Source organism: Streptomyces sp. MUSC 14, from assembly GCF_001866675.1.
In the GTDB taxonomy this organism is placed as follows: domain Bacteria; phylum Actinomycetota; class Actinomycetes; order Streptomycetales; family Streptomycetaceae; genus Streptomyces.
On record NZ_MLYN01000018.1, the window covers coordinates 67,354 to 90,609 of the forward strand.

Sequence of the window (23,256 nt, forward strand, 5' to 3'; positions counted from 1 at the left end):
GCCACCCCGATGGCGCCTCGCACGATGACGAAGACAACCAGGCACAGGCGTGCCCTCCTGCTGGCCGTGCTCGGCTCCGCGACCGCCATGACAGCGGCCTGCTCGGGCCCGGGCGGAGTCGAACTGGGCAAGGACTGGAAAGGATCCACGACCTTCGCCGTCGCCAAAGTGGACGGACTGGTGACCGTCGTCGGCATCAATCCTGACAAGGCGCGAGCGGAGAGCCTCGCGGTGGTGCCGCAACAGTCCGACGACACCGACGCGGTCAGCCCGCACATCGTCGAACTCGCCGACGGCCGCTGGATTCTGACCGTTCCCCGCAAGAGCGACAAGCCGGACCGGCGCTACCAGGTCAACCGCAAGGACCACGCCCTCGACGGCATGACGGGCGACGAGCGGCTACGCCGCATCCTGCCCGGCAAGACCCTGGTCGCCGAGGTGGCAGGGCTCCCGGACACCACATCCTCAGGCAAAACCGCCGCGTCCAGCGTGCTGGTCAAGGACCCGTCCGACTGGACCACCAAGCGCGAGCTCAAGATCCCCGGCACCATCGGCCTCGCCGCCTCCGACCCCGCCTCGGACACCGTCTGCCTGGCCGCAGACACCAAGGTCTACGTCGCCGATCTGACCCACGGCACGGTGACCCCCGTACCTTCGCCGAACGGTGTGGACATCAACAACCTCGCCTGCTCGGGCGGCCACCCCGTGATCGTGGGCTCCCCGACGTCCGGCCACTCCAGCACCCTGAAGACGACCGTCACCCGCACCCCGGCTGCCACGACGGTCTCGGTGAACGGCGGCCGGGCCGACGCGGTGGCCGCCACCGGTTCCTCCATCGTGATCGCGGCGTCCACCGGCAGCGACACCGAGCTCCTCGAACTCGACGCGACCACCGGCAAGGAACTCCACCGCGCCCGCGTCAAGGGCGTGGCGTCGGCCCTCGGCCTGACCCCCACCCCGGCAGGCTGGCTGGTCTACACCGAGAAAACAGTGACGCGGGTGAACCTGACAACCGGCGCCACGAAGGAGTTCGACCTGCCAGGGACCCTGCTGAACTCCTGACACGTAAGCACCACCAAGCGAGCATCCCGGGACCGCCGAGCACATCGGGCAGCTGGATGTCATCCACACCGTGGACCTGGACTACCCGGCCGGGCCGGCCGTTGCAGACGGGGAATGCCATGAACCCGGTGGAAGCCCTCGCTGGCGTGCCCCGGTAACCAGCCAGCCCCGGACGACGCGAACAGGACGCACCTGGTGAGTAGCCCCCAGCCCGGCCACTGCGCGAAACCTGATGTGACACTCGCCGTGCCCTGCCGCCTGGACCCTCGCGCGGCAGGGCACGGCGCGAGGCGATCCCCGGGTCAGCTCACGCCGACCACCGCCAGCGCGGTGGTCCAGGCGGCGGCGATGACCTTCTGCCCGGGCACCGGCTAGATCGCTCCTGCACAGACCGCCTTGCACTGCCTCGCTGCTCGTCTACTCCGCGACCCGCAACCGCAACGCGATCAACCAGGGCGACCCGACCTACTTCCTGGTCCGGCACCTGATGAACCTCGGCATCGGGTTCGCCCTGATGACCGGCACCCTCTGGCTGGGCCACCGCGCCCTGCGCAACGCCGTGCCGGTCCTCTACGGCGTCTCGGTCCTCGGCGTGCTGCTGGTGCTCACGCCGCTCGGCGCGACCATCAACGGCAACCGCAACTGGATCGTGCTGGGCGGCGGATTCTCGCTCCAGCCCTCGGAGTTCGTGAAGGTCGCGATCGTCCTGGGCATGGCGATGCTGCTGTCGGCCCAGGTCGACGCGGGCGACCGGCCGTACCCCGACAGCCGCGCCGTGGTGCAGGCTCGGATGGACTCGTCTCCGTGACCACGCGGTCGAGCCGGCGCTTATCAGGGGGCCATGCACCGCTTGGCCGCACACATATGGCGAGGCGGACGAAGCCGAGGCGAGCGGTCAGGCATGGAGGGGCACGGGGGCCAGTCGGTCCCTCCACTGGCGGTTACCGGCCATATGGCACATTCACGCACCGCTCTCGCCATGCGCACGTGCATACCCGGCATTACCGTCAGCTGTGGCGGGCTGGCGCATCGCCATGTGTGCAGGTCTCCCTTGAGAGAAGGCCGGGCCATGATGTCATTTCGTGCCGGACGCTGGGCTTCGGTCGCGGCCGTCGTTCTCCTCTCGACGGCTCCCGCGGACGTTGCCGCTGCCCGCACCGCGGCCGCGGCCGGCAGGGTCGGCTACGCCGGCGTTCTCGACAGGCCCCTTGTCGCCGAGGGGTGTTCCACCGGTCTCCTCTCCCCCCGCGCCGGATTCACACCGCGTGTTCTGACGTCCTTCACGGTGGAGTCCTGGAACATGCAAGGCTCCTCAACGTCGGGTGAGTGCATCTGGCTCACCAGGGTCTATCCGCTCGCCCGTACCAGCCATGTGCTGGCACTCCAGGAGGCCGGCGCACCCCCTGCCTCGGCGCAGCCGGTGCCGGGCAGGACCTGGACCCAGAACGGTCGCACCGTGGCCGAATACCTGTGGCGGCCGGGCGGCTCCCGCGGTGGTGACTTCTACCTCTATTGGATGCGCACGGACACGTCACCGAGCGGGAACGGGCGGGTCAACCTCGCCATGGTCGTCCCCGCCGCGCAACGCGCCCGGGACGTCGTCATCGCCTGGGACACCAACCCCGCCCACCAGTCCGTACGACCGGCCCTCGGCATCCTGCCCACCGACATCGACCAGTATGTCTTCACCGTGCACGCCTCCGCCCAGGCCAGCACCGGGCGTGGCCGTGCGGGTTGGGACGCGCCGCGCATCGTCTCCGCCATCGAATGCGAGATGGCGGCCAGAGGGCGCAGACAGTGGATCGCGGCGGGTGACTGGAACCGCCTGCCGGACAACTGGGCCTCGCAGGGCGGCGGTACGACGCTCCAGGTCGCCCCCAGCGAGCCCACCCGTCCCGCCAGCGGAGCCGTCATCGACTACGCGGTCATCAACAGGACGCTGACGCTGCCGACCATGGCACGCACGGAACACAACCGCGGCGGGGGACAGTCCGACCACCTTCCGGTCTTCCTGCACTTCGGCAGTTGATGGGAGTCCCTCAGCCATGCACCGTCCAATCCGCACCCTGGCCCTTGCTCTCCCCTCCGCCTTCGCCTTGTTGCTCACCAGCAGCGTCCTGGCCGCCGCCGACGGGCACCTCCTGAAGCGACAGTGCTCAACTCAGGTCTGGCGCATGACCGTCAAGGAGGTGCGAATCGTCAACAACGGGGACTACCCCCCTGGGGAGCCCGACTACGGCGCCGACCTGTACGGCAGGATCACCTTCGAGGACAACGTGATCTGGTCCAGGTCGTACGACAACGCCTCCAGCCCCAAGACCTACAACGGCCCCCTGCAGCTGCCGAGTGACGACTGGAAGCTCTGGAGCGAGCGGCTGATCACCGTCAGGGACGGGGTACCCAACGGAGAGTTCCGCTTCCAGGGAGAGCTCACCGACTGGGACGCCTCGAGCGGTGACGACAGAGTGATGAAGCTCGACGAGCGGATCAACGTGGCGAGGGAGGGAGAAGGAAACCACACGATCAAAAGTTGCCCGGACGGCTGCTACTGGGGCGAGAGCAGGGTCACCTACCGCCTGGAGAAGATCTCCGAATGCACGGCTTGCTCGGCCACGTAGGAGCTCGTCGAACGATGGGCCGAGCGACGTGCCGGTGCTCGTGGAGGGTTCCGCGGAGTTGGTCGCGTCGTCGTACGTCCGGTTGGGTGATCCGGTCGGGGTCGGTGATCGGCGTGGGCCGCGTTCGCGGGGGTGAGGCTTGGTCTAGGCGCATCACCCGCCGGTCCTCCCGCAGGAGCGGACAGCCGGCCTCACGCGAAGCCCAGCGGGACTGATCGTTCTCAAGTTCACGGTCAGCAACTCCACCCGCACCGGCCCACGGACTCCGGGCCGGAATTCACTTTCCCACGGCACCACGCTGTCCGACAGGCGGAAGTACTAGAACAACTTCCAGTGGCCCTCGGAGACCACTTCCACGACGCCGTCGGCCACCTTGATAGCGGTCTGTTCATCAATCGCATACGCCGGACCCTCGATCCTGGCCGCCCATCGTTCTGCCGCAGCCATGGTGTTCTCCGGGCAAGCCGGATGATCCAGGTGCGGGAAGATCGAAAAATCAACCACGCCCAGCGCTCTGTCGCCGCCGGTGGGCGGCTTCCAGCCCACGAAGTCCTCCCCGACGCGGGGAGTCATCACCGTGCTCCCGGCGCTGAGTCCCACGTAAACCGTGTCGGGCAGTGACGGCAGGAGTTCAGTCAGCCCGGATTCCCGCATCCAGTGGCACAGGTACAGCGCGTCACCGCCATTGACCAGCAGGACGTCGGCCTCCCTGACCCAGGAGACCCAGAGCGCTTCCTCGATGCTGGGCAGCGCGGTGAGCTCCAACACACCCACCGACTTCCACCCCAGCTCGGTCATGGGGCTGGGAGATCGTCCGCTGATGAATCGCCATGGCCCGCCCGGATCGGCGCCGGGGCCCCCATACCCTGCGGTGGGGATGCACAGGGCGCTGGCCTCGGCAATCGGCTTACCCAGGAGATCGACCAGCGCATCCTGGATGCTCGCGTTCTTGATACCGGAGTCGGTGAGGAGAAGCTTCATCATGTTCTTCCCGAGGAAAGCCGCATGCGTCAACAAGCAGCGGCTCGCCAACATGGCTGCATCTGGAGCAGGCACTCACTAATCTTCGAGCCGCCGCATGGCCCTATACGTGAGGAGTCAGACCACGGGAGGTGTCTGACTCCAGTGACGTGGTGGTGGGAGTATCCGGGTGCCAGTCGGCTTGCAGGACGAAGAACAGGAAGCATAGGAAGCGCGGCTTGGCCGTGATGGCTTCGGGGAACAGCTCGCGGGCGGCTGGATCAGGCTCCGGCTCGCTGATGACCGTGATCCGGAAACCGGCCCCGGTGAAGGCCTTGATCATCGCGTGCAGTGGCCTGTGCCAGAGGCTGATCAGCGCGGTCTGGCCGCCCATGGTCCACTCGTCGGTCCAGTTGGTGGTGTCGAAGTACTTGTACTCGTCCTCGCGGCCGGCCTGGCGGTGCCTGAGGTTGACGGCAAAGGGATGGTCGACGGACACGACCAGCCGGCCCCCGGGCTTGAGTACGCGTCGCAGCTCGGCCAGTGCCGGCCCCCAGTCCTCCAGGTAGTGCAGCACCAGGGAGGCGACTACATCGTCGAACGTGTCATCGGGGTAAGGAAGCGGGCTGTCCAGGTCCGCCACCTGCAGGTCCGCGGCGTCGCCGAGCCGCCGCCGGGCCAGCTCCAGCATCCCTGCACTCGCGTCGAAGCCGCTCACGATGGCGCCACGGTCGCGCAGCGCCGCGAACAGGGGCCCGGAACCGCAGCCGGCGTCGAGGATCCGCCGGCCGGCCACCTCTCCGGCGAGGGCCAGCATCGCGGGTCGCTCGTAGTAGGCATTGATGAGGTTGGTTTCATTTTCGGCCGTGTACGCCTCGGCGAAGCCGTTGTAGTCGTTGACCTTCGGCGGATCCACAGTCACCGCAGACGGCGAGGTGAGCCCGGTGGAACTCGCGTGCTCGTGGTGTTCGTCAGAGATCATGGTGCGGGAGACGTGTGCTGCATCAGTTCGGTTCCTGGCAGTTCCCGATCGTCCTCACAGCCTTGAAGATCCAACGAGCCGTTCGTTGAAGCGTCACGACCACCGTTACGTCATGTCGGCCTCAAGAACAGGCACTCACAAGTCTGTCCACGGGCGGGGCTTGCCTCCGGTCAGTGGTACCCATACTGACCCGGAGGGACTGTGCTGTTCGATGTCTTCCAGGACGGCTGCTCCCAGTTGCACCTCACGGGAGAGGGCCGCTACGAGTGGGTGATGGGCGACCATCGCCTGGAGATCTCTGGTCCGGTTGTCCAGCGTGGTGCGGGAGGCGCCGGTGAGCACGAAGAGGATGCGGGGAAAGACCGGGTACCAGCGGAGCCAGGCCGGACCGGCGGCGGCCTGTGGCCTGCGGCGGCCGGCGGGCTGGGCTTCATAGCGGAACAGCCGGGCGTAGTCGATGAGTTTCACGGCGAGGCGCTCGCTGCTCATGGTGGCCCGGTCGATTTCCACGAACGCGCGCAGTTTGCGGCGGTGTTCACCGTTGACGACGGTGTAGTGCATGACGGCGTCGGGCACGATGCGTTCTCCCTCGCCGATGGAGTGGGATACCTCGGGAGTCCAGTCCCAGGGTCCGTGTTCGTGCCCGAGCCGGCGGGCGTCTTCCGCGAAGGGCAGGTGGGCGCGCAGCACGGTGAGCGTGTGCGCGGTCTTCAGCGACGCTGCGGTCGCGGAGGTGATGGGGTAGGGCGGTCGTCCCCGTAGGGCGGGAAGATCGCGGGTCAGATTCGAGCCTTCCTGCGTCAGGTACCAGATGTTGGTACGGGAGCGATGTGTCTCCTGCAGGATCGAGCAGTTGACGAAGCCGTCGGAGCGCAGCTTGTTCAGGACGCGGGACAGCAGCTGTCGTGTGCCGCCGGGTCGCAGCATCCGGCGCAGCTGACTGGTGGTGGCCATGCGGTGCTGGGCGAGCGCGGCCATGACCTGGTGGCGCAGCGGTTCTGCGGGGCTGGGGGCAAGGTCAGCGGCCGGAGTGATTGTTGCGGGGCTGGTCAATGGGGGAGTCCTTTCGGTACGCGCGTGCGGCCTGGGAGCCGGGCGGTGGGTGGCTCTGCACACGGGAAGGGACAGCGGTTCGGGAAGGCGGCCGGCCTGCGGCCCGGGCGGAATGCTCGCGGTTCGACTCAGGCGCTTGGGAGGCGCCGCAGGGCGAGGACGTCGTCGAGGTGGGCATCGACCACGTTGCCGAGATGGTCGGCCAGCTGGTGGTTGCCGCGGGCGGCTTCCTCGACCTGGGCCGCTCGGGCGGCCGCCGCGTCCTTGAGGGCGGTCTGTGCGAGATCAGCAGCGGTCGCGGTCGGGCTGCTCGTGCCGCACGCCTCGCACGATGCGCGGTCGGCATTGGTGATGCCGCAGCCGTTGCAGGGCCAGGTGCCGCTCATGGGGGTGTGATCCTCTGCGGGTTGGGGTGGTCTCGGTCGGAACGGGCTAGTGCGTCATCGAGGAGAGTTGCCCCGGATCTTCGAGCGTGCCGGGCGGGTACGGGGTCGCCTTCCACGGGCAGGTGGCTCTCTCGGATCAGGGGCTTCGGTTGCTGCTGAGGAAACCCCGGAGCCCCGACCAAACCCCCGACCACGTGACCCCGACCAGGGTCACGAACGGGAAACAGCCTCGTGGTCGGGCCTGTGGTCGGGGTCGATGGCCCCGACCACAGGGCTGTGCCGGGGCAAGCGCGGCCGCGGCCGGGCGCAGCGGCGGCCCTGGGGGCTGTGGGCGCTGTGGGGAAAGCGGAGATGGCCGGTCCGCAGCAGCCTGTGGCTGCTGCGGGACGCGGTGGCGAACCGCGTCATGCCGGCCATCGTGCGGCGTCTGGCCCGCCGGGAGTTCGTCGATCCCTCAAACCAGAAGCCGCGGTCTTACGGTATCCCGCCTGCGGCGCGCCGTGGCGCGCGGCGGTCAGGAGGTCGAGGAGCGGCGGGCGGCCAGCTCCTCGAGGCGGGAGCGTTTCCAGCGCTGCTGACGGGGACGGCCGGCGCTGCCGCGCCGGTACTCGTATCCGTCGGGCTGTTCGAGGTCGGGCAGGAGCCCGTGCCCGAGCGCACTGATGAAGCTGTCGGCGTTGCTGTATCCGAGGATCCGGGCCGCGTCGGCGGCGCCGACCAGGTCCTCGGTCTCGTCCTGTCCGGCGGGCGGCAGCACCCCGCGTATGCGGGCGGCGGCGACGACGGTGGCACGGCGCCACTTCTTGCGGGCCCGGCCGCGGCTGCCTTCTTCTTTCTCCAGGGCGTCCGGTTCGGGCAGTTCGGGGATGCGCCCTTGGTAGAGGGCGCTGGAGAAGGAAGCCGTGCTGCTGTAGCCGAGCAGGCTGGCGACCTCGGCGGTGCCGAGGAGCGCGTCGGGATCCCCGTCCGCCGACACCTCGGGCAGCGCCGGCGTCGGTGCGGAGCTGCGCCGGCCCTTGCCGGGGCGGTTGGCTGCCCAGGCGACGATCGTGCCGCGGCGCCACATCGGGCCGTCGGCGTCCTCGTCGGGCTCGGGGAAGTATCCGGGCCGGTCGCGGAAGTAGCCGTCGATGGTCGACGTGCGGGTGTATCCGAGAATCCGGGCGACCTCCCGCTTGGTCAGCAGTTCGTCCTGGTCGGCCTCGAGTACCGCGGTCGGCAGTGCGCGCTTCTTGGGAGCGCGCTGTGCGAAGAATGCGGCGACCTCGTCGTGGCGCCAGAACCGCTTGCGGCCCTCGGTGTGTGCGACCGCGGGGAAGCCGCTGTCGGGGTTGTTGCTCCAGTCGCTGATCCGGGGCTTGCTTGTGCCGAACTCGGACACGATCTGCGCGGTGTCCACGAGCCGCTCGGCGGGAGACATCTGGGCCCCTTCAACAAGGATCGGCAAGCCGGTGCCGACGCCCCGGACGGCGTGACATGTTCGATAATGCCAAAAGCGGGGGTTTGCTGTCCAGCCCGACGCCGAACCGGCCTACAGCAGTTCCTCGCCCAGCAGGCACACCCCGAAGCGTGCGGCACGCTCTCCCAGCTCCGTGTAGGCCATGGCGGCTGGCGAAGCGTCCCATATCGCGAACGCGAGAGCGGAGACCGCCTCGCCGCGCGTCATCCCCTGCTCCCACGGTGCGCCCGCAGCAGCGCACCGTCCGGCGAGCCGGGCGTCGGACAGGCTCGCACTCTCCCGGTCAACGCCGGCCTGCACGTCGGCGACGCCCTCGCACCAGGCGCGGTGGCCCGCGGCCAGCATGCTGTGCAGCGTGTCCGGGTCGCTCACGTGCTGGGCCCGGGCAGTGAGGTCGAGCAGCAGGGCGGTGGGGTTCATCTCCATGGTCATCTCCTCCAACCACTGTAAGGGGTGCCCGCTGTGCCGAGGGGCACAGCGGGCGGTGGGTATCAGCTGTGAATGGTGCAGCCGTCGCACAGCGCGCGGCCGCCGCGGCGGGCCAGTTCGGGCTTCTTGCGGGGCTCCTTCTTCAGCGCCGCCCGCACCTGGTCCCTGAGGACGGTGAAATCTGGTTCGTCGTCCGGGCAGACGACGCCGGGGTCGGGCGCACCGCACTGCTCGGCGTGCCGGATCAGATCGGTGATACGCCAGTCCGCGCGGAAGCTGTCACCCCGCACTCGCTCGACCTCGGCGTACAGGTCGGCGAGCCGCGGCCTGCGGCTGACGGACAGCAGCAGGTCGCGCCGTGAGGCGAATCCGCAGAGCGCACAGGAGCAGCGGGAGTTGCCCAGCCAGTCGCCGGCGCCGGGCACGGAATCGTACGTCCAGGAGTACGGGACCGGTGCGTCGGTGTGCCACTCCTTGACGGTGGTGGCCGACCAGTCCTTGACGGGCAGCCACTCGTCCACGATCCGCGCGCCGTTGGCCTGCACCGTACGGAAGGCTGCACGCTTCCTGCGATCGGGTCCCTCGTCGCTGCGCAGGCCCATGACCTTCAGGATCCGCACCGGCCGGCCGAGTTCGCGCCCGAGCCGGCGGACGATGGGTGTCCAGGCGCTGGAGACCACGCTCTCCTTGGCGCTCTTGCGGCAGTACGGGCTGCCCAAGCGGGGGAACCGCCCGTACGCTGCGATCTCGCTGAGCAGACTGTGCGGCATCCGGGTCCCGTCCGGTCCCGGCATCGTCCGGGTGACCTCCAGGTGCCGGTCGGCGGGCACCCCGAACGCGGCGCTCTGCAGGGCTGCGAGCTCGGACACTCCTGGGTAGCGGATGCCGTCGAACACGACGGACGGCCACTCCAGAACGCCCAGGCTGGCGTGGTACGAGATACCCGGTCGGCGACGCCGGCGGTGCGGGCGGCGTCCATGAACACGGCCATCATGACCGCGCTGTCCTTCCCGCCGGACAGCTGGGGTGCGAGCAGATCGTACGAGGTCAGATCGGGTGTGGCGGGCGGGCGGCTGGTGGGATGCGCAGGCCTGTCGACTCCAGTGCGGCGAGCAGCAGACGGGGAATTGGGGGCGGACGGTGCCGCCGGAGAGCAGGTGCGTGTCGGTTCATGGACCGAGTGCTTGGGAGAGGCCCGCCAGGCGGGGAGCGGCAGGTCCGCGAACGGGAGCGGCGCAGGTCTCGGGACCATCACGGCGTCTCTCCGTCCGTGGCCTCCTCCGGCAGACCGGCGCCGGCGAAGAGGGACAGCTGCCTGTGTGGCGGGGACACGGACTTCGAGCAGCGCGTCGCCGCCCGGCGGGTGGTCGACCGTACCTCGGCGACGTCGACGGTGTCGGCCGCGCCGGCCCCGCCGTCAGGGGCGTGCGCACAGGGGCAGATCCAGCGGCAGGGCCGCTGACCGGGGCCGTAGCGGATCACGGCGACGACGAAGCCGCGCCGGTCGGTGATGGCGGCGTGGTCGTCGACGCGGGGACCGCCTGCGCTGATGCATTGGTTGTGGTGGCCGGTGCGGCAGGGGTGGCAGGTACCGGCCTCGCACGAGCACCACCGGTGGAAGCCGTGGGGGTAGGCGTCCTCGATCTTGCCCAGTGCTTTGGTCCAGGCATTCGCGCGGACCCAGGCGCCCGCCTCCTCGGGCATGGGGGAGGCCACGTGGGAGGGGACGGGGTCGAGGCGCCCACGTAGCGCAGCCAGGTCGTCATGTGTCGTCTCGGAACGGGGTGGGGGTGGTCTGGAGTTCGTTCAGCCAGGCCAGCAGGCGGGGAAGGTTGGTATCGGGCCCGAAGGCGAGGTAGGTGCCGTCGGCGCTGGTGCAGCCGAAGGCCTGCGCGATATGCAGCCGCCGGCGGGAGTTGACGCGGCCCATGTGGACGGCCAGGCCGCGCTCGCGGGCCTCAAGGGCGAGGCGGCGGGCGGCCGGTGAGGTCTTCCACTCGGTGGAGCCCGCCAGGAACAGCACATCGATCAAGTGCCAGGGGATGAGGCCGTGTTCACTGCCGTCCTGAGCGGCGAAGACGGCCGGGACGTCCAGGGAACGGATCTGCGGCAGCCAGGGCAGCGACTGGGCCAGGGTCGCCGCGGCATTCATCGGGATGTCGGGGGCGACGGCCCACAGGCGGGCCGAGGCCCTGGCCGAACGGAATGAGGCCCTCACCGCGAGGGATGCCGCCCTGGGTGTCACCGCCCTGCCCACCACCCCGCCGCAGCAGCGGGCCGCCCCTTCCGGCGGACGGACCCGCCGCCCGCTTGCGCCGCGGGAACGGCGGTGACGAGCCGCCGCAGCGGCAAGTCGAGACGCTCCCCCTCGATCGGGTGACCTGCAAAAAGGGAAAATCCCTCCCCGCTCCGCATCTGATGCGACAAACTGATCATCGGGAATGCCGAACTGGCGCGTCATCACCTGCGCTGCCCCCGCCCGACTCCGCGGTCGTGGGTTCAGCGGCTCCAGGTTCAGGCCGGGCGCAAAGTGCCGACCGGCGCCGGACTCCGAGAGCCACATGTTCTCGTGAGAACCGCGTGTCCGGCACGGGGCGACCCTTGGCCACCAGCCGACGCAGCCCACTCCTACCGCAAACCAGGCAACTGCAACCTGACTCGGACAAGGATCCGCAATGAGTCCCAAGAGAACGACCGGTAACCTGCCGGTCTCCCGCCCGCAGACCTCGGTCCAGGCCGCCCGCGCGGACCTGGAGGCGTTCGAGGACCTCATGTTCCAGGTCCTCGAAGACTGGGGTCTGCCCACGGACAACATCATCGTCGCGGCCAGACAGAGGGAGACCCTGCTCCGGAACACCCCCAGCGTCATCGAGGACCTCACCGACGCGGAGCGGGCGAAGGCTCCCTACATCGCAAAGATGATCATGGCTGGGTCGGTGGGACTCTTCGACGCCGCGCTGAACTACCTCTGGAACGAGACGGTTAACCGGCTCCGGGACCACGTCGCTGCCTTCGACGTCGACTACTTCTTCGAGCTGGCCGAGCCCGACCCGGCTCGCCGCAAGAACCTCAAGACCCGCGAAGATCTCTCCGAGATCGGTGACTACCAGCTGCTGGAAGCCGCCAACAGGATCAAGCTCATCAGCGACGTTGCCTTCAAGCAGCTCGCCCACATCAACTACATGCGCAACCACGCGAGCGCGGCGCATCCGAACATCGAGGAGCTCACCGGGCTCAAGCTGGCCGAGTGGCTGGAGACCTGCATCAAGGAGGTCTTCCAGCTCAAGCCCCGCAACGTCGTCGCCGAGATCGGCAAGCTGCTGCACAACGTCAAAGCCAAGCGACTGCCGAGCGACGAGCTCAAGAAGGCCGCGACGTTCTTCGACGGACTGCCGCAGGACCAGGCCGACAACCTGGCCGCCGGCCTCTTCGGCATCTACACGCCCGCGAACGCGACCCCCGAGGTCCTCGACAACGTCCGCCTGCTCTGGCCTGAGCTCTGGCCCATGGTCAGCGAGGACGCGCGCAACGAGTTCGGCATCAAGCTCGCCCGATTCAGCGCCAATGTCGACCTGGACCGAGCGACACGAGCACGGGAACTGCTCGACCTCGTTGACGGATCCGCCTACCTTCCCGAGTCCGAGCGGGTCGCCGAGATCCAGCAGGCACTGGACGCCCTCAAGCGAGCCCACGAGGAATGGAACAACTTCTACGAGGAGCCCCCGGCGGCCCAGCGACTGAAGGACGTCGTCGGCCGCCACGGAGACATTCCCGCCCAGGTCACCCGCAGCTACGTCGTCCACCTCGTCTATGTATTCCTGACGAACTCGCACGGAGTGGCCTGGAACGCGGAGCCGACCTACCAGGAACTCATCGGCCGCTTCGACGGCCTTCAGGCGGCATTCGCCCTCCGATCCTTCGCCAACAGCAAGATCCGGCTAAGGCTGGAGGACAAGCTGCCCCGCGAGAAGTGGGATGAACTGCTCGACATGATCGCTCCGAAACTCACGGGCCGCAGGGACCGGGCGTTCCTCGACACCGTCCGCGACTTCAACGGGACCCCCGACGAACTCTGGCTCGACAGCAAGATCAAGGCTGAGACCAAGCGCTGGTTGGACCGCAACAAGGATTGATCAAGAGCAACACACGCAGACCGGCTAGAGAACGCTGCCGGTGGCCATGTAGAGGACGGCGGTGCGCTCCAGGTCGATGCCGTGCGCTGCGGGGTCGGTGAGCATCCTTGCCAGGCAGGCGGTGGAGTCAGCTCCCAGGCCCCAGTTGACGATGGTGTCCAGGCTGTCGGTGGTGCTGAGGCCGGGCAGCGACGGGGTGTACGCGGTGGGAGGCATGCTGTCCGTCACTCCTTCCGGGGAGCTGGTGCCCGGCCGGTCGGTCGGGCACGGAGGGGCGGTGGGGCTGTCAGCGCAGGACGGCGAGCGCGTGCGCGGGATCCGGGACCAGCACGGCGCGCTGCTCGGCGAGCAGGCGCACGTTGCCGTCGGCGCGCAGGCCGCCGGTGGGGGGCAGGGCGAGCACAGGCCGGTGGAGGCCGGCGGCGGCCTCGGCGGTGTGCATCGCCGCCTCGGCGTGGTCCAGGGCTTCGACGAGCACGACCGCGCGCACGAGCGCGGCGAGCAGGACGGCGCTGGCCCGCAGTGTTGCTCCGCTGGCCGGGGTGCCGGGCTTGAACAGGCTGATCACCGCGCCGCCGCTCGCGGGGATGGAGGTCAGCATCTGGGCGTGGTCGTGCGGGTGGGCGCGGTCCAGGCCGCGCGGGAGGACGGCGAGTGTTGCCCGCCCGGATCGGGCGGCGGCCCGGTGGGCGGTGGTGTCGACGCCGTAGGAGAGTGTGGCGGTGACCGTGTGCCCGGCCTCGGCGACGGCGGTGGCGAAGGCCTTTGTTCGGCGAAGGGCCTGCGCGGTGGCGTTCCGGTTGCCCGTCACGGCCACGGCCCGGGCGGTCAGCCGGGGCAGCTGCTCGTGTCCGCGGACCCACAGTCCAAGGGGGCAGTGGGGACCGAGGTCGGCCAGGGAGGCGGGCCACTCGTCGTCCGACGGGATGACGAACCGGTACGTCAGCTGGGAGTTGGCGAGTTCCTCGCGCGGCTTGTACTGGGCCAGGCGGCCGGTCGCGTCGGTGCGGACCCGGTTCTGCCAGACGTCCTCGGCGCAGTGGTGGGCGAGAGGGGCGGCGACCTGGTGGGGGGGTGAAGTGGACGGCGAGCGCGGCGCGGGCGGCGCGCTCGGACAGGGCGGTGCTGGGCACGGTGTACCTCCGTGAAGGGGCGGCGGGCATGCTGCTGCCGCGATGGGCGGTGCGGGATCGGGAGCGCGCTCAGCGGGTGGCACGGCTGGGCGCGGTGACGGCGTCCCAGGAGCTGCGCGCCTGCGACTGCCACCAGTCGGCGGCCGGTGCGGCGGCGGCAGCGGCAGTCGGGCGGGGCGGGAGGGGCGGGAGGGTCGGCCTGGCGCGATGCGCGGGCTCGGGTGCGACGCTTGCACGTGCTGCCGGGGCGGGGGCGCGTCCGGCAAGGACGGCGGGAAGGGTGTCGTCGATGTAGGCGACGTGGTGGGCGAGGTCTACGCCGACCTGGGCCGCGTCGAGGTGGAGCATGTTGTCGCGCAGTGCCAGGTTCCCGGTGGCGATCACGTGGACGGTGTCGGTGAGGCACTCGGCTACGTGCCGGGCGAGAGGCCCGGTGACGGTGCAGATGACCGGGACGGGCTGGCCGTCGTGCCACTGTCCTCGGGTTCGGTCGTACTCGCGCGGGACCTGCACCACGGTGAACCGGGCGGCGGGGGTGCCGCGTTCGGTGTGGCGCAGCTGCACGGTTCCGTAGACGCGGCCGCGGATGACAGCGGTGGTCTCTCCGCTCATGGGGGTACTCCTCGATGCGACGAACTGTCTGGCGGTGCCCGGGAGCCATCCGAACGAGTTCCATAATACCTATGGTGGGTGTCACTCCCCTTTTTTCCTCCGGGGTGGGAGACACCTGCCCCGCCGAGGCCGGCTCCGGCCTACGGCTCGCGGAGCTTGCGCTCCGCCTCAACCCCTGCGGATGGCTTGGGTGTTCGGCAGGGTCCGGGCCCTTCGCAGCAGGTCGCCGCAGCCGGGTTGTCCCACTGGCAGGCCGGGCAGGGCCACAGCAGGCCGGCGGCCCGGGCCGCTGCGAGGATCGCGTCCTTCTGTACGGCGTCGGCCTCGTTCAGCAAGGCGTCCAGCAGAGGCGGCCCGGGCGCGCTCTCTGCGCCGGTGTCGTCGAGTACGACCGTGTCCTCGACTTCGACACGCAGGGGCACCGTGCCGTCGGGCCGGACGAGGTGGTCCGGGGCGGTGTCGAGGTGGACGGACAGGCGGACGGCGCCGACCTGGTGGTCGAGGTAGGTGAACACCAGGACGCCGTCGACCTCCAGGCAGGGGAGATCGCCGTGGGTTCCCGCGTGGAAGACGGCGTCGCGGTGGGCCCGCTCGCAGGCGTCGGCGTCGGGGAATCGGAAGTCGAGGGGCACGATCCGCGGGCGGCCCTTCCCGCGGATGGTGTCGGCATACAGCGAGTAGCCCTCGTCCGGGCGGTTGCCGCGATTGGGCCCGTAGTACAGGTCCACGGCCGTGCGGTCGTCGGCAGAGGGATCGGCGGGGACGCCGTCGCCGCCCAGGAGGCCAGCCCAGCCTCCCCGCACGTGGCGGGCGAGTTCGGCCAGAGCGCACTCCGCGTCGGCGAAGAGCCCGACACCGTTTCCGTCCCGGTCCCAGCGGCGCAGCACCCAGACCTGCCCCGGCGCGGGCGGCGGCGTGCGCACGACGGCCGGCTGCGGGCCGTTGGTGAAGTCGAACTGCTCCAGCCACGGTTCGAGGATTCCCACGACGTCCGCGCCGGGCCAGTCGCCCACGCGTTCCTCCAGATCGGTCATCTGCCGGTGCAGTGAGATGACGGCATTGCCCACGGGACTGTTCGGGTCGGGGATGATCACGGTGGTTCCCTTCTCTCGTGGTGTGGCGTGCTCGGGTCTGGGTCAGAACTCGCCGAGAATGCGGAGGCTGACGTGCCAGCGGTGGGGGCCGGCCTGGTGCTCGGCGGCGGCGGTGGCCTGTCGGAGGTCGTCCTCGTAGCTGTGGTTGATCCATGCCAGGACGCGCAGTTCGGCCTCGGCCGGGCTGGAGGCGTCGATCGCGAACAGGGTCGTGGCACTGGGCCACCCCTCGTCCGGTCGCTCGAAGACCGTGTCGCTGATGCGCCGGGCGCGCCAGGTGGTCTCCGGGTCGTCGGGAACGGGCGGGAGGGTCACGGGGTAGGTGGTGGGCATACGGCTTCTCCTCGACTGGGTCACGTGGATGGGGGGTGCTGGGCTGCGCCGGGCCCGTGCGGCTACGGGTGCTCCAGCCCCAGGGCGGTGCGCAGCAGGTCGAGCAGGGCGGCGTGGTCGGCGGGCAGAGCGGCTTCGCGCAGGGTGCGCCTGCGCAGGACGGGCACGTTCAGGCTGATCCCGACGGGGACGTCGGGCGCGTTCTGGCGGAACACCAGCCGGTAGTGCCGGGTGGCGATCATCCATGCCTCGTACCGGTCGGCGGGCCGTCCGCTGCGGGCGGTGTGCCCCTCGTCCGGCGTCAGCTCGGGGCACGGGCACGACGGGTCGGTGCAGGGGCGGCCCGCGGGATGGGAGGCGAGGAGTGGGCGGGAGCGGTAGTGGGTGGCGGTGCCGTTGAGCATCGGGCAGTGCGCCGCGGTGTAGGGCTGGCACTCCGGGTGGAGCGCGGGTTCGGGGGAGTAGCCCTGCTGCTGGTCGGCAGGGCGGACGATGACGAAGAACCGCTCTTCAAGGGGCTGAGAGCAGATCTGACACAGGCGCTGGAGGAAGGCGCGCCGGGCACGGTCGGCGTCGAGACTGCCGAATACGGCGTGCCCGTTGTGGATCAGGGAGACCCACGGCACGACCAGTCCCCGGGCCAGAGGCCTGGCGAGGCAGCGCACGGGGATCGCACGGCTCATCGAAGTCGGCTTCCTTTCGCGGGAGGTGCGGGCAGGGACGGGAGGGCGGTGCCCGGGTCGGGGGCAGCGCTCGGCGCGCTGCCCCCGGATCTCCGGGGCGGTCTGCGCCCGGTGGAGGAGGCCGGCCGCCGGACGGGAGGCCGGGTGGGGGCCGGTCAGCCGAGCGGGTAGAGCACCAGCGCGGCGACGGCGTTCAGGGGGATCTGCGGATAGAGCCTGCGCAGTTCGGTGTCCCGGGCGAGTTCGCTTTCCAGCGGGTAGACCTCGCCTCGCAGGTCGTCGGCTTCGGGGACGTAGCGAGAGAGCGCGTATGTGCTGAATGGCGAGAAGCCGTTGCCCTCGGGGTCGCTGGAGAGCACGACCAGGGTGCTGCCGGGAAGGCGTGCCCAGTTGTTGCCGACCAGGCGGCGCAGCACGTCAAGGGTGAGCGGCTGGTCTCGCTGGTTCCGGGCGGGTTCCGCAGGAGTGGACGTGGACATGAGGGACTCCGTGTGGTCTTGAAGGTTCGTGGGTTGGGGGCCGGGCACCGTGGGTGCCCGGCCGTCCTGCGCGGGTGGCCTGGCTGTGCGGCTCAGGCCTCGTCGGTGGCGTGGGCGTCCTGGCCTCGGTGGGCGGCGAGGGCCTGCTCCTCGACCTCCGAGAGCCGGTAGGAGCCCTTGTCGTCCTGACCGAGCTTCTCCAGGAGCAGCAGGTAGGCGGCCTGCTGGGGGGTGAGGTCCTCCCACAGGAAGCGGACCTGCATCAGGGCGTCGTTCCAGCCCTTCGGGTCGCGCATGTCGCGCTCGAAGGCGGCGGCGACGTGGGCGAACAGCACGTGCGGTAGCCGTGCCTTGGAGACGGTGACCAGCTGTGAGAGCTGCACGCGCTCGAACGGCGTTTCGGGCAGCTTCATGCCCAGCAGCTGGGCGGTGTCCGTGGACTCCTGCCGACCGGCCCACTTGCCGTAGAAGCGGGGCAGGTCCAGCAGGACCCCGGCGGCGAACTGCCAGGCCTCCTCCGGCAGGGCCTTGGTGGAGCGCGCCAGGCGGGAGACGAACTCTTGGCGGGGACCGGCGGCGGCCTTCCAGGCCCGGTTGCAGGCGGTGGTCCGGGCCCGCTCGGCAGCCTTGGCCTCGTCTTCGGCCGTCTTCGACGGCTTCGGCTTCGGGCGGGCCTTGTGCCCGTGGGCGGACGGGTCGGCGCAGAACCACACCGGCCGGTGCTCAGGGTCCAGCCGGGCACTGTGGCCGGGGCATCCCTTGTGGTTGTCCTCGGTCAGCGGGTTGCCCAGCGTGGTGGTCAGGTCCGCGAGCGGCCGGGCGGTGTCCTTCTCCCCGTACGGCACTCGCGAGGGCAGCAGGGGAATCTCGGCCTGCTCCAGCGCGGCGACGGCCTCCTTGCGGGCGGTGCGGTCGCTCTGCTCGGCCTTGAGTAGCGCGAGTTCCTGGTCCCAGTGGCCGCGCCCGCCGTCGTCGGCCGCCTGGTCCCGAGTCAAGGCCCGCAGCAGGCGGCTTTCAGCGTCGGGCACGTCGGCGACCTCGGCGAGCGTGGCCATCTGCTCCAGGTCCATACCCCCGGCCGACGCGCGGCGCAGGGTGGCGTCGTCGAGCCGCTGGGCGCGGCCGAGCCGTTTGCCGGTGCCGCGCTTGAGTCCCAGGGCGCTCGCGGCGGCCTTCTGCTCGACCTCGTCCATCCCGATCAGGGACAGTTCGGCTGCCTTGAGGGTGTCCTTGGCCGACATGCCCTCGCGCTGGTGGTTCTCGATCAGGGACAGGAACCGTGTCCACGCGTCCCGGCTGACCAGGTCAGAGCGGATGAACGCCTTGATCTGCCGCGCGGTGTGGCCCTCGGCCTCGGCGGTGGCGTTGGCGAGCTGCGCGGCTTGGGTGCGCCGCCAGCCCTTGAACGCGCCGTAGGTGCCGTCCGGGCGGGGGCGGACGCTGACCGGGTCCTGGACGCCGACGGCCTTGACGGAGTTGATCAGGTCCTCGTCGGGCTCGGTGTCGTGCTCGCGGGCGTTGCAGTCGTCGCGGACGATCGTGGCCGGGTCGAGCAGGACGGCGGTCAGGCCCGCTTCGCCGGTGTCGACGGGGACGGCATCGGCCGCCTGGTCGGTGGTGGTGGACTCGGTCGCTGTGGCCATGTCTGGCCTCCTTGCGCGGGTTGACGGACTTTCAGCGGTGACGGGAGGGAGCTACTCGACATGTTCCATAATACTTAATGGTTGGTGTGGGGCAACTGAATTTCTCAGTGCTGCCTCTGCGCCACATGGCAGGTCAGGACGCCTGTCGGCGCCGGGCCGCGTGTACGGAGCAGGCGTACACGGCGCGCGTTCCGCCCTGGAGGCGGGGGATGGACGTCGCCTGCTCGGTGCAGGGCACACCGCAGTCGACGCACCTGCGGTCGTGATTAGGTCTGGGGGCCGGCGCGGGTGGCGCAGACTTCGCGGAGGGGGACATGGCGGAACCTCTTTCATGGTCCGGCCCGGGGTACGGGTATGCGCACGTCGGGCGTGGGGAGTTACCCGGCCTCGCCGGCAGTGGCCTCGCGGCGGTGCTGCTCGGCCATCGCGCGGGCGCCCAGCTGCGACGGGACGGTCACGCTCCAGCCGCAGGAGCAGCGCGCCACGGTGGCGGCGTCGTACACCTGACCGCCCTTGCGCTCCCGGCCTCCTCCGGTCAGGCCCCGGTCGGACGGCCGGAACCAGCCGGACGGCTGGCCGACGCTGGTCAGGTGCCGGGCCTCGGGAGCACACAGCAGCCGCAGGCCCGCGTCCGCCACGGCGGCCACCCGGAAGTGATCCCACTCGGAGCCCTCCAGTAGACCGGCAAGCTCCGCCCCGGTGGTGCTGCGCAGCTCGATCCGGCCGTCCGGCCAGATCCGTGCGGACGCACCGGGCACGCTCCAGCCGACAGACCCGTCGGACTGCCGGGGGATGCCGTTGCGATGATCCGGCGTCATCCGCGCGAGCAGCCGTACCGAGACCATGGAGGCGGACGGGCGACGGTGGTCGGCCGTCTCCGGTGCGGCCTCGGCGACGGCGGCCAGCCAGGCCGGCGCGAGCGGGTACGCCTCGGGGTACAGCGTCAGCAGCGCGGCGCGGTCCCGGCCGCTGCCGGAGCGCACGGCGGCCCGTGCGAAGTCTGAGCAGCGGGCGTACCTGCGCACGGCCACCGGACCGCGCCGGGTGGCGAACCACGTCTGCTGACGGTCGGCGAGCGCCGACAGGTCTGCTGTCTCCAGCGGGGCGGCTGACTGGGGCACGGCGGAAGTCCTCTCGTGAGCGGGGCCGGTGGGTGGTCTCCTGCGTGGCGGACGGCGGGGTCAGCCCTGGACAGGGCCCTTGGCCTGGCTCGCGGCACGCCACTGCGTCAGCTGACGGACGCAGGCTGCGCTGTCGGCGAGACACTCGCGTGCTGTGTCGGAGGAGGGGCGGCGGAGTACATCGGTCGCGTCACCGTCCGGGTCGCGCAGACGGGCGGTCCATCCCGCGCTGCCCCGGCCGCTGCCGTGGTCCTCCTCCGGGTGGTCGGCGGAGCCCTCGTCGTCGATGCGGATCGTCCAGTCATCGACCAGGGGGACGACAACGGCGGTGCGGCTGCCTCCGCTGCTGGTGAGGCTGCTTCCGTGGAAGGCGGCCAGTCCCAGAGCGCGGATGAGGATCTCGCCCGCGCGGCAGGGGATGTCGCGGGCGGCCGCGGGCCCGTCGTCGAGGCGCTCGCGCAGGGCGGTGACCACGTCCAGGACGGCTGCGGCTCCGGCCGGTGCGTCGGTGAGGCGGGTGTGCAGCTCGGCGAGGACGGCGGTGGCGGTCGGCGCGCCGGGCAAGTGGTCGACCAGGTTGGTGTGCAGGAGGAAGAGCCGTGCCGCCCAGTGCTGCGCCGGGCTCTCGGGGATGGAGGCGCGGAACTCCGGACAGGTGGGGTCGTAGCAGGCGAGGTCGTACGCGCGGGTGATGCCGCCGTGGGTGAGGGCCCGCAACGTGCGGGCGGCGCCGACCAGGCGCGCGGGGTCGGCGAGCGGGAAAAGGTCGCGCTGGTCGGTGCCGTGGGCCTCCAGCAGGACCCCGTCCCACAACACAGCCAGTTCTACGGCGCGTTCTGCCCGGTGGGCGAGCCGAGCCAGCCGCCGGGGCTGACCCTGGGTCCCCAGAGTGAGGGCGGCGCCGGCCTCGCGCTGGAGCGTGTAGGCGCTCTGGGCGCGGGTGGTGAGCAGTGCGGCCGCGTCGTGCAGGTCCATTGGGAGTCTCCTCGCTCATGCCGCTCTAACGAGTTCCATAATACTGAATCTGGGGTGTGGGGCAACCGATTTTCACGGCGCTGCCCCACTCTGAACCATGCAGGTCAGATCCTGGTCGGCGGTTCGCTGAACGCGACCTGGATGCCGTCCAGCCTGACGGCCGCCGTTCGCCCCGGGCTGTCCAGGAGCCGTGCGTAGGCCTCCATGTCCCTGTCGTAGCGCTCGACTTCGCGTTCGGGGGCCTCGAAGCGGGCTCCGGGCCGGATCGCCCCCAGGGCTCCAGCAGCCGCGCCACCTTGGCCGTGCCCGGCTCCACGCTGGGGTAGATGTGGAATCCCGGGGTCTGCGTGTAGTCGACGTCGCTCAGGCCATAGGGCATGTGCCCGGCGGTGGCCAACTCCACGGCCACGGCTCGCCATTGCTCCTCTTAGACCAGGTCTTCCGACAGTCCGGGCAGGTCCAGGGACGCAACAGCGGCGCGCTGGGCGGCGTCCGCCACTCTGTTCTTGTTCTCGGCGATCCCCTGGGCCCACTCCTGGTCGTCGTACGTGCGCAGGCAGGCGCCGGTGAACTCGTCGACCAGGTCCCACCCTTGGCCCCGGGCAGCAGGGGCGATCCGGAACCGCGTGCCGCTCTCCTTGGCCGGGGGCTCGGCGAAGAACACGTAGCCGCTGCCGTGCGGCTCCGTTGTCGCCAGTCCGGCCCGGCGCAGGGCGTCGGCCATGAACGGTGCCACGGCGCGGGAGGGCCCGTCGAGCGTGTGCCACCAGGCGACGGCACACCTGGCACTCAGCCCCAGCGGGCGGCGCACCGGCTGCTCGGACATCGCCACTCCGCCCTGGGGGCGGTCGAGGAACCGGGCCAGGGCGGCGTCGGCGCGCTGGAGCGTGGCCGGCTGCGGGGCGGTGAGCTTGCTCAGCTCGGCCAGGGCGGCGGTGTGCGCGGGCAGCAGCCGCCGCCGGATGTGGTCGGCCGTGTGCCGGGCGGTGGCCTTGGTCTGGGTCTCGCTGGGCCGCGGGCGGGGCTGCGCGGTGACCGTGATCGGTTTGACCTCGATACCGTGCACGGCGGCCTGCTCCGGCAGAACCGCGGTGACGGTGATCCGGGTCCGGGGGCGGTTGGGGACGAGTTCCCAGACACGGCCGTCTGCGAAGACGATCCGGGCACGGTCGGATTCGCCGTCTAGCGTGGAGTGATGGGCGCCGAGCTGCTCGGCGATCCCGTGCGCGAGGGGCTCAATGCCGGCGGGGTCAGACAGTTCCATGGGGGTCTCCTTCGGACGGGACGGCAGGGCTCAGGACAGATCGCGGCTTCGAATTACGCGAGAGAGGCGGGCTCCGCGCACGCGCGATACGGGGCGTGGGTGGTCACAGACAGTGCATCGGTCCGCTGTGCGCGCGTTGTTGGTGTCGCAGTCCCGGCACGTCCAGATGGGTCGCGTCACTGCATTTCCTTTCGGCGGGTCTTTCCGTGGCGGGGTGGGGGGAGGGCGAAACGCTCAAGAACACCTCGCAGGGGCGACCATGAGCCCCGACCAAAGGTCACGTCACGGTCACCATCGGCGGTGGGCGTCTGCGGATGACGAGTCCTGGGCGCGGCGTTCGGCGTCGTGGCGGGCGTCGTCGGCGGTGTAGCCGGTGTCGCACCAGGCGAGGCAGAGCTGCCCGGGCGGTGCGAGACAGGTCTCGCACGGTTCTTCGAAGTCCTCGGGCCGAAACGGCGGCGGTGGGCTGCTCATGCCGGGGCGTCCTTGATGCGCTCTGCCACCTGGCGGGCGGACAGGATCGGGGTGGTCGTCATCAGCTCTGAACAGCTGGCCTCCCAGATCCGCCCTGGGCTGGACGGGGCGATCTGGAAGTTGGTGGCGGGGCTGATCCGCCACGTGCGGCCGTGCGGGTCGGTGACGGTGTAGTCCAGGTACTGGGGATCGTCCTGGCGGCCGTTGTCGCTCCAGGTGAGGCCGGCGACGGTGAGGGCGCGGCCGAGCTGGGCGCAGCGTTCCGGGGTGGCGTGATCGAACGATGCCAACGTGGTGCCTCCTTCGAACGGCGTCGCGACATGTTCCATAATACTGAAATCAAAGGATGAGGCAACTGCTTTT

The 23,256-nt window shown here is 70.3% G+C and carries 26 protein-coding genes and 1 pseudogene; 5 read left to right on the forward strand and 22 right to left on the reverse strand.

Translation table 11 applies throughout. The features are described 5' to 3' along the window. The first annotated feature begins 24 nt into the window (after positions 1-24). The 4 genes and pseudogenes from BIV25_RS10870 to BIV25_RS10885 all read left to right on the forward strand — a co-directional run bounded on the left by BIV25_RS10870 (position 25) and on the right by BIV25_RS10885 (position 3,680). On the forward strand, positions 25-1,062 hold the full coding sequence (locus tag BIV25_RS10870) for a hypothetical protein (RefSeq protein ID WP_079176569.1): 1,038 nt from the start codon (positions 25-27) through the stop codon (positions 1,060-1,062). A gap of 406 nt (positions 1,063-1,468) precedes the next feature. Next, positions 1,469-1,849, forward strand: a pseudogene (locus BIV25_RS10875) (FtsW/RodA/SpoVE family cell cycle protein); the annotation flags it as partial. A gap of 513 nt (positions 1,850-2,362) precedes the next feature. Continuing rightward, positions 2,363-3,091, forward strand: coding sequence for a hypothetical protein (locus tag BIV25_RS10880; protein WP_143076612.1), 729 nt, complete (start codon positions 2,363-2,365; stop codon positions 3,089-3,091). 16 nt (positions 3,092-3,107) lie between these two features. After that, complete coding sequence (locus BIV25_RS10885; RefSeq protein ID WP_071372024.1) at positions 3,108-3,680, forward strand: hypothetical protein; 573 nt, start codon at positions 3,108-3,110, stop codon at positions 3,678-3,680. A 318-nt stretch (positions 3,681-3,998) separates the two neighbouring features. On the opposite strand, the gene BIV25_RS10890 is transcribed toward BIV25_RS10885, so the two are convergent. The 9 genes from BIV25_RS10890 to BIV25_RS10935 form a co-directional block, all read right to left on the reverse strand. After that, complete coding sequence (locus tag BIV25_RS10890) at positions 3,999-4,661, reverse strand: Type 1 glutamine amidotransferase-like domain-containing protein (RefSeq protein ID WP_071372056.1); 663 nt, start codon at positions 4,659-4,661, stop codon at positions 3,999-4,001. Positions 4,662-4,764: 103 nt separating this feature from the next. Further along, positions 4,765-5,622 carry a class I SAM-dependent methyltransferase gene (locus BIV25_RS10895; RefSeq protein WP_079176570.1) on the reverse strand — a complete coding sequence of 286 codons (858 nt, stop codon included), beginning with the start codon at positions 5,620-5,622 and terminating at the stop codon, positions 4,765-4,767. A 135-nt stretch (positions 5,623-5,757) separates the two neighbouring features. After that, complete coding sequence (locus BIV25_RS10900) at positions 5,758-6,600, reverse strand: replication-relaxation family protein (RefSeq protein ID WP_079176571.1); 843 nt, start codon at positions 6,598-6,600, stop codon at positions 5,758-5,760. Between the two features lie 203 nt (positions 6,601-6,803). Beyond that, positions 6,804-7,061 (reverse strand): hypothetical protein, encoded by a 258-nt coding sequence (locus BIV25_RS10905; RefSeq protein WP_071372026.1) that lies wholly within the window; start codon positions 7,059-7,061, stop codon positions 6,804-6,806. 514 nt (positions 7,062-7,575) lie between these two features. Then, positions 7,576-8,481, reverse strand: a complete 906-nt coding sequence (locus BIV25_RS10915; RefSeq protein WP_071372028.1) for a hypothetical protein — start codon at positions 8,479-8,481, stop codon at positions 7,576-7,578. A gap of 111 nt (positions 8,482-8,592) precedes the next feature. After that, complete coding sequence (locus BIV25_RS10920; protein ID WP_071372029.1) at positions 8,593-8,946, reverse strand: hypothetical protein; 354 nt, start codon at positions 8,944-8,946, stop codon at positions 8,593-8,595. Between the two features lie 65 nt (positions 8,947-9,011). After that, positions 9,012-9,818, reverse strand: a complete 807-nt coding sequence (locus BIV25_RS10925) for a phosphoadenosine phosphosulfate reductase (RefSeq protein WP_256255745.1) — start codon at positions 9,816-9,818, stop codon at positions 9,012-9,014. 382 nt (positions 9,819-10,200) lie between these two features. Further along, positions 10,201-10,707: a DUF6248 family natural product biosynthesis protein gene (locus BIV25_RS10930; protein ID WP_305729319.1), complete on the reverse strand. Its 507-nt coding sequence runs from the start codon at positions 10,705-10,707 to the stop codon at positions 10,201-10,203. Between the two features lie 4 nt (positions 10,708-10,711). Continuing rightward, positions 10,712-11,167, reverse strand: a complete 456-nt coding sequence (locus BIV25_RS10935) for a hypothetical protein (RefSeq protein ID WP_177235233.1) — start codon at positions 11,165-11,167, stop codon at positions 10,712-10,714. A gap of 457 nt (positions 11,168-11,624) precedes the next feature. Here BIV25_RS10935 and BIV25_RS10940 point away from each other — a divergent pair, with 457 nt between their 5' ends. Beyond that, on the forward strand, positions 11,625-13,082 hold the full coding sequence (locus BIV25_RS10940) for a hypothetical protein (protein WP_177235234.1): 1,458 nt from the start codon (positions 11,625-11,627) through the stop codon (positions 13,080-13,082). A 24-nt stretch (positions 13,083-13,106) separates the two neighbouring features. Here the strand turns inward: BIV25_RS10940 and BIV25_RS10945 are convergent, their stop codons facing one another. The 13 genes from BIV25_RS10945 to BIV25_RS11005 all read right to left on the reverse strand — a co-directional run bounded on the left by BIV25_RS10945 (position 13,107) and on the right by BIV25_RS11005 (position 23,183). Further along, on the reverse strand, positions 13,107-13,298 hold the full coding sequence (locus BIV25_RS10945; protein WP_071372033.1) for a hypothetical protein: 192 nt from the start codon (positions 13,296-13,298) through the stop codon (positions 13,107-13,109). A gap of 70 nt (positions 13,299-13,368) precedes the next feature. Next, positions 13,369-14,298 carry a DNA-processing protein DprA gene (locus BIV25_RS10950; protein WP_071372034.1) on the reverse strand — a complete coding sequence of 310 codons (930 nt, stop codon included), beginning with the start codon at positions 14,296-14,298 and terminating at the stop codon, positions 13,369-13,371. Next, the gene (locus tag BIV25_RS10955; RefSeq protein ID WP_071372035.1) at positions 14,285-14,827 is read right to left on the reverse strand and encodes a single-stranded DNA-binding protein; all 543 of its coding nucleotides are present in this window, start codon (positions 14,825-14,827) and stop codon (positions 14,285-14,287) included. The genes BIV25_RS10950 and BIV25_RS10955 overlap by 14 nt, the downstream gene beginning before the upstream one ends. 140 nt (positions 14,828-14,967) lie before the next feature. Further along, complete coding sequence (locus tag BIV25_RS10960; protein WP_071372036.1) at positions 14,968-15,921, reverse strand: hypothetical protein; 954 nt, start codon at positions 15,919-15,921, stop codon at positions 14,968-14,970. A gap of 42 nt (positions 15,922-15,963) precedes the next feature. Further along, positions 15,964-16,254, reverse strand: a complete 291-nt coding sequence (locus BIV25_RS10965) for a hypothetical protein (protein ID WP_071372037.1) — start codon at positions 16,252-16,254, stop codon at positions 15,964-15,966. A 62-nt stretch (positions 16,255-16,316) separates the two neighbouring features. Further along, entirely contained in the window at positions 16,317-16,937 is a 621-nt protein-coding gene (locus BIV25_RS10970) for a cell envelope biogenesis protein OmpA (protein WP_177235235.1), read from the reverse strand. A gap of 155 nt (positions 16,938-17,092) precedes the next feature. Further along, positions 17,093-17,416 carry a hypothetical protein gene (locus BIV25_RS10975; RefSeq protein ID WP_071372038.1) on the reverse strand — a complete coding sequence of 108 codons (324 nt, stop codon included), beginning with the start codon at positions 17,414-17,416 and terminating at the stop codon, positions 17,093-17,095. 92 nt (positions 17,417-17,508) lie between these two features. Beyond that, entirely contained in the window at positions 17,509-19,059 is a 1,551-nt protein-coding gene (locus BIV25_RS10980) for a ParB/RepB/Spo0J family partition protein (protein ID WP_071372039.1), read from the reverse strand. A 377-nt stretch (positions 19,060-19,436) separates the two neighbouring features. Continuing rightward, entirely contained in the window at positions 19,437-20,180 is a 744-nt protein-coding gene (locus tag BIV25_RS10985) for a hypothetical protein (RefSeq protein WP_071372040.1), read from the reverse strand. A gap of 60 nt (positions 20,181-20,240) precedes the next feature. Further along, positions 20,241-21,155, reverse strand: a complete 915-nt coding sequence (locus BIV25_RS10990) for a hypothetical protein (RefSeq protein WP_071372041.1) — start codon at positions 21,153-21,155, stop codon at positions 20,241-20,243. Between the two features lie 427 nt (positions 21,156-21,582). Then, a complete protein-coding gene (locus tag BIV25_RS10995) occupies positions 21,583-22,419 on the reverse strand; it encodes a hypothetical protein (protein ID WP_071372042.1) in 837 nt (278 codons plus the stop codon). Positions 22,420-22,707: 288 nt separating this feature from the next. Next, positions 22,708-22,893 (reverse strand): hypothetical protein, encoded by a 186-nt coding sequence (locus BIV25_RS11000; protein ID WP_071372043.1) that lies wholly within the window; start codon positions 22,891-22,893, stop codon positions 22,708-22,710. Continuing rightward, entirely contained in the window at positions 22,890-23,183 is a 294-nt protein-coding gene (locus BIV25_RS11005) for a hypothetical protein (protein WP_071372059.1), read from the reverse strand. The genes BIV25_RS11000 and BIV25_RS11005 overlap by 4 nt, the downstream gene beginning before the upstream one ends. Positions 23,184-23,256 lie beyond the last annotated feature (73 nt).